The organism is Dethiosulfatibacter aminovorans DSM 17477 (assembly GCF_900142005.1).
Lineage (GTDB): Bacteria > Bacillota > Clostridia > Tissierellales > Dethiosulfatibacteraceae > Dethiosulfatibacter > Dethiosulfatibacter aminovorans.
This window is the reverse complement of sequence record NZ_FQZL01000028.1, coordinates 38,844-49,192: the sequence shown is the minus strand read 5'-3', so window position 1 is coordinate 49,192 and position 10,349 is coordinate 38,844. Positions and strand designations below refer to the sequence as shown.

8 protein-coding genes and 1 pseudogene are annotated in these 10,349 nt (G+C 38.4%); 3 read left to right on the top strand and 6 right to left on the bottom strand.

Translation table 11 applies throughout. The annotated features are described in order from the left end of the window. Positions 1 to 270: 270 nt before the first annotated feature. The 3 genes and pseudogenes from BUB05_RS14790 to tig form a co-directional block, all read right to left on the bottom strand. Positions 271 to 555 (bottom strand): annotated as a pseudogene (locus tag BUB05_RS14790) (ClpX C4-type zinc finger protein); the annotation flags it as partial. 11 nt (positions 556 to 566) lie between these two features. After that, positions 567 to 1,151 (bottom strand): ATP-dependent Clp endopeptidase proteolytic subunit ClpP, encoded by a 585-nt coding sequence (gene clpP, locus BUB05_RS14785; RefSeq protein WP_073050393.1) that lies wholly within the window; start codon positions 1,149 to 1,151, stop codon positions 567 to 569. Between the two features lie 18 nt (positions 1,152 to 1,169). Next, positions 1,170 to 2,510 (bottom strand): trigger factor, encoded by a 1,341-nt coding sequence (gene tig / locus BUB05_RS14780; protein ID WP_073050392.1) that lies wholly within the window; start codon positions 2,508 to 2,510, stop codon positions 1,170 to 1,172. A gap of 300 nt (positions 2,511 to 2,810) precedes the next feature. Between tig and asnA the strand changes: the two genes are divergently transcribed. From asnA to BUB05_RS14765, 3 genes are all read left to right on the top strand, one after another. Next, positions 2,811 to 3,824 (top strand): aspartate--ammonia ligase, encoded by a 1,014-nt coding sequence (asnA, locus tag BUB05_RS14775; RefSeq protein ID WP_073050391.1) that lies wholly within the window; start codon positions 2,811 to 2,813, stop codon positions 3,822 to 3,824. 222 nt (positions 3,825 to 4,046) lie between these two features. Beyond that, positions 4,047 to 5,357 carry a helix-turn-helix domain-containing protein gene (locus tag BUB05_RS14770; RefSeq protein ID WP_073050390.1) on the top strand — a complete coding sequence of 437 codons (1,311 nt, stop codon included), beginning with the start codon at positions 4,047 to 4,049 and terminating at the stop codon, positions 5,355 to 5,357. 83 nt (positions 5,358 to 5,440) lie between these two features. Beyond that, positions 5,441 to 6,481, top strand: coding sequence for a uroporphyrinogen decarboxylase family protein (locus BUB05_RS14765; protein ID WP_073050389.1), 1,041 nt, complete (start codon positions 5,441 to 5,443; stop codon positions 6,479 to 6,481). A gap of 66 nt (positions 6,482 to 6,547) precedes the next feature. Here the strand turns inward: BUB05_RS14765 and BUB05_RS14760 are convergent, their stop codons facing one another. The 3 genes from BUB05_RS14760 to BUB05_RS14750 form a co-directional block, all read right to left on the bottom strand. Beyond that, positions 6,548 to 8,470 (bottom strand): ABC-F family ATP-binding cassette domain-containing protein, encoded by a 1,923-nt coding sequence (locus tag BUB05_RS14760; protein WP_073050388.1) that lies wholly within the window; start codon positions 8,468 to 8,470, stop codon positions 6,548 to 6,550. Between the two features lie 122 nt (positions 8,471 to 8,592). Then, positions 8,593 to 9,561 (bottom strand): M15 family metallopeptidase, encoded by a 969-nt coding sequence (locus tag BUB05_RS18885; RefSeq protein ID WP_175548576.1) that lies wholly within the window; start codon positions 9,559 to 9,561, stop codon positions 8,593 to 8,595. Between the two features lie 164 nt (positions 9,562 to 9,725). Next, positions 9,726 to 9,923, bottom strand: a complete 198-nt coding sequence (locus tag BUB05_RS14750) for a cold shock domain-containing protein (protein WP_073050387.1) — start codon at positions 9,921 to 9,923, stop codon at positions 9,726 to 9,728. Positions 9,924 to 10,349 lie beyond the last annotated feature (426 nt).

Sequence of the window (10,349 nt, the reverse complement as noted above, 5' to 3'; positions counted from 1 at the left end):
TTGTGCAGCAGTTATCCGCTACAGGAACATTTTCAGCGTGCTATGACAAGGATTGAAGGATTATCTTTCTAAGGATTTCAAAAAACTTGAACCCTACATACCCAGGGGGTAGTCTACCCTTTTTTAGGGAATACTTTGATCCGTTCGCATCAGTTTTAAGCGAACACCTTTTTGAAGAATACAGCAAGGCACTTTCCTTAGGAAAATTGCTTGATATACATGCTAAATATGAAATTTTTAGTGGTTCTTATGTTTCTATGAATAATTCAGGTTTATTCTTTTGTAGTGGTTGTACACTGCAACCGCCAGGGCTTTCTTTGCATCGTCCTGTTTGATTACATACTGGTCGAGATAATTCTTTATTTCCGCAGGCTTAGGCAGTTTCTTGAATTCCTCGTCCTCGATGAAGTCTATCTCCTCATCAATTATTTCTTTACACAACTCAACACATTCATTGCAGATATATACATTCGGACCTGCAATCAGCCTTTTTACCTGATCCTGTGTCTTACCACAAAATGAACATCTTAATTGCTTATCGTCATGTTTAGACATCAAAGCCCCCCTTATTTTCTATACATTATTACTTCATCAATCAAGCCATATTCTTTGGCTTCGGCTGCAGTCATGAAATTATCCCTTTCAGTGTCGGCAGCAACTTTCTCAACTGGTTGTCCAGTTCGTTCAGCTAATATTTTATTCAAATCATCTTTCATCTTCAAGATTCTTTTTGCTTGTATTTCAATATCTGTAGCTTGACCTTTAGATCCTCCAGATGGCTGATGAATCATTACTTCCGCACTTGGCAGTGCAAATCTCTTGCCTTTCTTTCCAGCAGCCAGCAGGAAAGCGCCCATGCTTGCAGCCATACCTATACAAATGGTGGAAACATCAGGCTTGATATACTGCATTGTGTCATATATTGCCATTCCGGCAGTTATCGAACCACCCGGGCTGTTAATATATATTTGAATATCTTTATCTGGATCGTCTGCTTCCAAAAATAACAATTGTGCTACCATTACACTGGCCGAAGCGTCTGTTACCTCTTCGCCAAGGAAAATGATTCTTTCCTTCAAAAGTCTTGAATAAATATCGTAGGATCTTTCTCCTCTTCCTGTTTGTTCAATTACATAAGGTACTAATGGCATGTCGTGCACCTCCACAAATTATTTTTCAGAATCTTCCTCTGCCTCTTCGGATTCTTCTTTTTTCTCAACGAATTTAACATTTGCAACCAGGTACTCCATTGCTTTTCTTCTTTGGATGGTATCATTTATATAGTCTGTGCTCTGAGCTTTAAGGTTTTCTTTAAACTCGTTGATTTTCTCTTCATCTTCTATTTTATACTGTTTTGCGAGATTTTCAAGTTCTTCGTTGACTTCTTCGTCAGAAACTTCAAAATTCTGCTGCTTGATAAGCTCTCCTATAACAAGCTCAGTCTTTGCGCTTACTTCTGCCTGAGGTCTTATATTGTCTCTGAGATCACTCATGTCTGAACCGATCATTTTGTAGTAGTCCTGCATGTTGATTCCCTGCATTGACATCTGCTGTTCGAAGTTTCTGATCTGGTAGTCTATTTCATTTTCTACAAGTATATCGGGAACAAGAGTTTCACTTGCTTCAGTGAAGGCATTTACTGCTGCATTTTGGATTGCAACTTTTTCACTGTCTTCAGCTCTTTTGATCATGTTTGCTTTTGCATCGGATTTCATTTCTTCAAATGTATCGAATTCACTTATATCCTTCGCGAATTCATCATCAAGTTCAGGAAGCTCCTTTGCCTTGATTTCGTTGATCTTAACCTTGAATACTACAGGCTGTCCTGCAAGTTCCTCCGAGTGGTACTCTTCAGGGAATGTAACATTCACTTCCACTTCTTCTCCTGCATTCTTGCCAATAAGCTGATCTTCAAATCCAGGTATGAATGAGCCCGAACCTATTTCAAGTGAGTGGTTGTCGGCTGTTCCGCCTTCAAACTGCTCTTCTCCCTTGAATCCTGCATAATCAATCACTGCAGTGTCTCCATTTTCAATGGCTCTGTCTTCTACAGTTATTATTCTTGCATTTTGTTCCTGCATTCTCTTCATTTCGTTGTCTACATCTTCATCAGTAACAGTGTACTCTATCTTTTCCACTTCTACTGAAGCAACATCAGCAAGGGTTACTTCCGGCATAACCTCGATATCTGCAGCAACCAATACATCCTTGCCTTCCTCCATTTCCTTGATGTCTATTGAAGGTCTATTGATAGGATTGATTTCAAGTTCCTTGATTGCAGCTTCATATGCATCAGGAAGAGCTATATCGATTGCATCCTGATAGAAAACTTCCTTTCCGTAATTCATCTCTATAATCTTTCTTGGAGCCTTGCCCTTTCTGAATCCAGGAATGTTTATTCTTCCTCTCATCTTCTTATAAGCTTTCTCAATACCTTTCTGAAATTCAGGTTGAGATATTTCAAACTCTATTGATACTACATTTTTTTCTTTGCCGACTACTTTAGCCATTACTTCCTCCTAAAATTGTAAAATATTTATATATAAACGATAAAATCATCGATATAAAATTGATAATACGTTTATTTTGTCGAGTAAATATTGATGTAGTTATTATTAAATCTACATACTAAAGAAACTTACACCTGTAAGTCATCTCAATATTATATCATAAATACACCTAATATCAACTGTTTTTTACAATTTCAATAACGTTTTTCCATCATTTTTTAATATTAAAACTATGTTTTTATTGAAAAAAATTTATAATATAATATAATGATTTTATATGAAATTCCAGGAGGCAAAACAATGATAGACAAAATACTCTATCCGGCAAACTACAAATCAGATTTAAATGTGCTGGAAACTGAAATCGCAATAAAAAAAGTCAAGGACTTTTTCCAAAAAAGCCTGTCTTCACAATTGAACCTTACAAGGGTATCAGCGCCGCTTTTCGTAGCACCGGAGACAGGACTCAACGACAACTTGAACGGATACGAAAGGCCTGTCAATTTCACTATTAAAGACCTATATGAAAAAAGGGTTGAAATAGTACAGTCTCTCGCAAAATGGAAAAGAATGGCTCTTCACAAGTACGGATTCAATCCAGGCGAAGGTCTCTACACCGACATGAACGCAATAAGAAGAGACGAAGACCTTGACAACCTTCATTCAATCTATGTAGACCAGTGGGATTGGGAAAAAATCCTTCAAAGGGAAGACAGGAACATGGACTACCTTACAGAGACAGTAACCAAGATATATGCAAGCCTTAAGGAGCTGGACAACTATCTTGCCGAAGAATATGATTTTTTCAGCGAAATACTTCCGGAGAGCATAACATTTATAACTGCTCAAGAACTGGAAGACACCTACCCGAATCTTTCACCAAAGCAGAGAGAGTCAGCTGCAGCAAAAAAACACGGCGCAATCTTTATTACAGGAATAGGCGGAGAGCTGGCATCAGGTACAAAACATGATGGAAGAGCTCCGGACTATGATGACTGGTCATTGAACGGCGATATCATCTTGTGGAACCCCATATTGGAGCTTGGTCTAGAAATATCCTCCATGGGTATAAGAGTTGACGAGGAAGCACTGGAAAAACAACTGGAGATAACCGGAGACACTGAAAGAAAGAAACTCGACTACCACAATATGATTCTCAACAAGAAACTCCCCTACACAATAGGCGGAGGAATCGGACAATCAAGACTATGTCTTTTCTTCCTCAGAAAAGCACACATAGGAGAAGTTCAGTCTTCAATCTGGCCTTCAGACATGAAAGCAGAATGTGAAAACAGAGGAATATTCCTATTATAATGTATATGCAACAAGCAAATCATACGGACAAGCAAAAGCTTGTCCGTTTTTTTCTGCTACGCACAACAAAGATTTGACTTTTTGAAATCGTGATGCATTTAAGCCAGAAAGTTGATCAATTCATAATCTCAGCAGTACTAAGAATTGCACTTTACTTAATTGCCAAAAATGCTATAATGATACTGCACAAATCATTGTATAGCTAATATTCACGGAGGGCATATGTTAAAAACCAAATTGACTGACAATATATATTTTGATTTTGAAAAGGCAATGGAGGTTGCCGACAATTATAGCAGAGCAACCTCCAAAAACTGCATGATTATAGATAAAAACGGGGAAACAGTATATAAAACCGATTCTACAAAACTTTGCACTTTGTGCAAAAAGCTAGAGACGGCATTGGACGACCAGGCATTCTGTAAAAAATATAAAATATACAATGCTCACCAGGCAAACCGTTTCGGAGGCAAATATATTTTTTTGTGCCCCATGGGCCTTGTGAACTGGATTTCACCCATAACCATAGACGGAATTACGATTGGCTCCTTCATCAGCGGTTCATACGCCCTGATACCTCCAGAAAAAAAACTGTTTGAAAAAGTATTGGATAAACTTTACCTGCCCAAAGATAAATCCGAGGAATTGTTTAATAACCTTGTAGATACCGAAAAAATAAACCCGGATACCATAACAGGTCTTTCGGAGATGCTGTTTCTAATGTCTTGTCACGTTTCTGACATAAGTCATTATTCCCACGTAAACAGTCAAAAACACCTTACTCAACTTTCTGTTTTCAACGATTACATTCAGCAACTCAAGTCAGATGATTCAAAAGTACAAAACCACTATTCCATTGAAAAAGAGAATGAACTGATAAAACTGGCTAAAGCAGGAAACAAGTCTGATTGCCAAAAATTAATTATTGAAATAATAAGTTCGATGTATTGCAATAAAAACATCGATTTCAAGACCATCAAGACGAGAGTTTTGGAGATACTGGTCATTTTATCAAGGGCAGTTCTTGAAAGCGGTACGGATACTGATACCATTTTCGACCTGAACAACAAGTACATTTGGGAAATCACCGAACTGAAGAACATTAACAAGCTCATAGAATATATAAATGATTTTTTTGACAATTTCTTCGAGTTCATAAATTCCTATGACAATATAAAACATATCGATGCAATTTATCAAAGCATACGGTATCTGAATGCCAATTATATGAATCCCTTATCCCTTGAAGACTTGGCACACGAAGTCCATCTAAGTCCGTCATATGTCAGTAGAATTTTTACCGAGGAATTGAACATGACCTTCAAGGGATATCTAAACAAAATAAGAATTGAAAAGAGCAAGGAGCTTCTTCTCGAAAACAGAATAAGCGTTGCAGAAGTTTCATACCTTGTAGGGTTTAACGATCAAAGTTACTTTTCAAAGGTTTTCAAGAATCTGACAGGAGTCACTCCCAAAAAATTCCAATCGTCATTAGGTCGGTTTGTTCCCGATTCCGAAGTAAACCAAATGTGACAAAAAATTACTAAAAACCTCATATAATTTCTATATTTATTTCCCAAAAAATATAGAATATAGAAAAAAACAGGAGGTTGTGAATGAATTCACTTGAAAGGGTAACCCTTACACTTCAAAGAAAAAAAACAGACAGGATACCGGTAAGCCCGTTGGTTAACAGCGTATCAAGAAAAACTCTCGGACTTAGTTACGAAGAATGGACAAAAAATGTAGATAAATGTGCCGAATCAATAATAAGAACAACAGATGAACTGGATCTTGACATTATAAATACTCTGGTGGACCTATCAGTTGAAGCGGCGGACTGGGGACAGGAATTGATTTATTACGAAGACAAAGCTGCATGTCCAGTACATGACGACAGGGTAATCAAGTCCGTTGAAGACTATTCAAAAATAAAAAAAATAAATCCAAGAGAAACACCTAGAATGAAGGAGCATATAGAGCTTTGTCAAAAACTTGTTGATGCAAGAGGCAACGAAAAGGCAATTGTAGCATTCATCTTTGGCCCTCTGGGAATACTAGGTATGTTAAGAGGTCACGACAACCTGTTTATGGACTTGATGATGAACCCTGATGAAGTCAAGGAAAGTCTGTCCGAAATAACTGAAACACTTAAAGAACTGTGCACTGCAGTTGTAGAAACAGGAGTTCACGGAGTAATGTTCGATACACTCTTCGCATCTCGAACCATAATGAGCAAAAGCATGTGGGATGAGTTCGAAGGAGTTTATATGGAAGACATAGCCAAGCATGTAGAAAGTTTGAACAGCCTGTTTATGATTCATAATTGTGGCGGAGGACCATACTTTGATGTACAGCTTAAAAGGATGAATCCTGTTGCATTCTCCTTTCTCCACTATCCCGACGATTGTTCTTCCTACGAAGAGATGAAGGAAAAATACGGGGACAAAACAATACTGATGGGACATGTCGATCCAGGCTGGATGCTTATCGCCAAGGAACATGAAGTTGAAGAGGAATGCAGAAAGCAGATAGAAACAATGGCAAAGGATGGTGCATTCATTATGTCCACCGGATGCGAATATCCAGCTCCCCTTGATTTCAAAAAAGCTGAAATCATGGTCAATGCAGCAAAAAAATATGGCAGTTTCGAATAATTAATTCTTAAAACCCTGTGACGGTTTTGGCGCGTCACAGGGTTTCCCATTTATCAACAGTTTTGATTAGCTGTTCTTTTGTTTATCAATCTCCTCAGACAGCTCATTCAGATATTCCCATCTTTCCATTTTTTCTTCAAGAAGAGAATCAAGTTTCGACTTTTCGTCCATAAGCTCCTGAAGCTTCACATAGTCACTGGTGCAACCAGACATTTCCTCTTCTATTTCTTCAATCCTGTTTTCAATATCTTCTATTATCCCATCAATTTCTTCAAATTCCTTTTTCTCCGAATATGAAAACTTTAGCTTTTTGGTTCTGTTATTGTTTCTGGAAGTTTTCTCCGTCTCCAGTTGTTTACTGTCAACATCTTCCCCTGAAGCTTCCCTTGTCATCCTTTCCATTTCCATTCTCTCAATTAAATCGGAATAATTGCCGGGATACTTCCTTATTGCTCCATTTCCTTCATAGTAAAATATGCTGTTGCATATTCTGTCCAGGAAATACCTGTCGTGTGAAATTGTGATGACAGGCCCCTTGAAGGTATCGAGGAAATCCTCCAAAATGGAAAGGGTCCTTACATCCAAGTCATTTGTAGGCTCGTCAAATATCAATACATTGGGAGATGACATGAGTATTCGCAAGAGATACAATCTTCTCTTCTCTCCCCCGGACAGCTTTCTTATATAGCTGTACTGCACATCACCGGAAAAAAGAAATCTTTCAAGCATTTTTGATGCTGAAATCCTGTCCCCATCTGCAGTCTCAAGAAACTCCCCTGCTTCCTTCACATAATCAATAACCCTCATGCTGCCGTCAAGGTCCTCATTCTCCTGGGAAAAATATCCTATTTTGACGGTTTGTCCCCTGAGTATTTCACCCGAGTCCTGAACCACCTGGTCAGTGATGATTTTTACAAGAGTCGATTTTCCTGTTCCATTTGGTCCGACAATCCCCACCCTGTCATCCTTTAGAAAAATATGACTGAAATTGTCAATGAGCACCTTTTCACCATATGACTTTGATATGTTTTTCAACTCAATAACGGTTTTTCCAAGTCTGCTTGTCGCAACAGATATTTCAAGATTTTCATCAACTTTATGTTCAAGAGAATCCTTTATCTTGTCGAACCTTTGTATTCGTGCTTTCTGCTTGGTAGTTCTGGCCCTTGCTCCCTTTCTCATCCAGGCTAGCTCTTTTTTAAAAAGCTTTTCTCTCTTGTCCTTTTCAACCGACTCAAGGGCTTCTCTTTCCAGTTTGCTTTCAAGATAGTAGGAATAGTTGCCGTTATATCTATGAAGAACACCCTTGTCCAGTTCTACAATGACATTGGTTACCCTGTCGAGAAAATACCTGTCGTGGGTAATCATTAGAAGAGCGCCCTTTCTGTTGTTTAAGTATTCCTCAAGCCACTGTATCAGATCGCTGTCCATGTGGTTTGTAGGCTCGTCAAGTATAAGAAGATTGCACTCCTTGAGAAGTGCAGCTGCCAGGGCGACCCTTTTTCTCTGGCCTCCTGAAAGAGTCCCCATCCTGGCTTCAAAATCGGATATCTTCAACTTGGTAAGGATGCTTTTGACTTCACTTTCCATATTCCACAAGTTCTTGTTGTCTATAACGCCCTGGAGTCTTATTATTTCATCTTCAAGTCCGGAAACACTCTTTTCAGCTTTGGCAAGCAGCCCCTCATACTCCCTCAAAATATCCATCTCATCTGAACTTCCCTTGAATATCTGATCCAAAACCGTCAATTCGCTGTCAAAATCAGGATTCTGACTTAAATACTCTATCGTTCTCTTATTGACTATTTCAAGCTTCCCATCATCGGCATAGTCTTCTCCCATGATTATCCTGAGAAGAGTCGATTTGCCTGAACCATTGACACCTATCAGACCTATCTTGTCCCCATCGTTTATATTGAGTGATGCTCCTTTCAGAAGAACCTTTTCACCAAAACTTTTATAAATATCCCTTATGGAAACCAAATTCATAACTTCTCCACCCTTACTGTTTTCTCTTTATTCCTGCTAAACGATACCCTCAGTACGTCAGCCTTTTACAAAACAAAACCTGCCAAGGCAGGTTGTTCTGTATCCATCGCATTATATGCCTGCTATTCAAAACTCATGAAATACTCTTCAAGGGTCAAGCCGCTTTCATATACTTCAGTAGCCAAATCCACTCCAAGGTATCTGAGATGCCACGGTTCATATAGATATCCCGTTATATCCTCCATACCCAGCGGATATCTTATGATAAAGCCGTATTCGTGGGCATGCTCCGAAACCCATTTCCCTTCATCCGTATCTCCAAAATAATCCTCCAGCTGCAACCCTACACTTTGCGCAGTAATATCCATGGCAAGACCGGACTGATGCTCGCTCTGACCTGGCAGGGCACTGTACTTGTCAGCATACTCCTGTCCATGTCTGCTTACATATCCGTTGTAAAGTGCTGTCTGGGTATTGTATGACCTGTATCCCGACCTGGCAACAAGTGTAAATCCATCGGCTTCAGCCCCCTCGAACATTCTCGTAAGAGCATCCGATGCAACCTCTCTAAGCTGGTTTATTTCTTCATTAGGCAAACACGTCTCCACTTCCACCTTCACCAGATCTTCAGGCACATAATCCGAAGGAAGGGTCCTTTGCTTGTTTACAACCATATCCAATGCTTCGGGATTGGTTATAATTCCTTCATCATCTATTGTTTCACTCAGAAGATTTACCACTTTTATACTCTTTTTGTCACCAACACCTTCATACTCAACGGCTATTTCAAAGTCTTCACCTGTCAAGGCATCTCCAGGTATTATTACACTGTTTTCACCTTCAACAATCAAGTCTGTAGAAATCACAAATCCACCTGTTACAGTTTGCCTTTCTCCATCCTCGAATATTGCCTCAACAACTATATCCACAGTTTCGTTTCTGGAAGCGGTACTTCCATCCACAATGATTTCTACAGCTTCAAGGGGCTGCGCATCATTGGAACTTTCAACATCGGAATGGCCGTTTCCACATCCCGACATGGACAACATTGCCACTAGACACAATCCTATTATTCTAATCTTCATTCCCATCTATTCACACGTCCTTTAAAATCATTTTCTTAACTTTCCTAAGCTATAAATATAATACATATCACCCGAAATATCAAGGAAATAAACATATTTAAAAGCACAAGAAAAGACCTGAATACAATCCAGGCCTTAATGACTATTCCTGCAGCAAAGCTGTTTTTTTGTTATAAAGTGACAATATTTTCTGCTTGTGGTCCTTTTGCACCTTCAACAACATCAAACTCTACACTTTCACCTTCATTCAATGTTTTGAAGCCGTCTTTTTGAATTTGTGAGTAGTGTGCAAATACATCAGTTCCTTCTTCTGTAGTAATGAATCCAAAACCTTTTTCTGAGTTAAACCATTTAACTGTACCTTTCATATCAATACCTCCGAATTTTTATAATAATTTCTAAATTGCTGTAAATGATATAAATAAAAATTCAACAGTCAATCAATATGATTATACTTCAATTCTATTTATTCACTTTTACTAAATTTAGACTACATTTAAATTATACACCAATTTTAGGATAATACAAGAAATTAATATAAATTTTATTGATATTACTTCATTTAATAGTGTTCATTATTAAAAATTCCCTTGAAATCTCCACACTTCATATATTGTATTTTATTGTTTTCGAACTCAAATGATTATTAAATTTTCACAATGGCCCCAAACCCGAAAAATCGCTTCTGAAAATTCAAAATAAAAAACACCCCGGAAAATCCGAAGTGTTTTTATAAATGGTGCGGGTGAAGAGACTCGAACTCCCACGTCGAAGACACTAGATCCTAAGTCTAG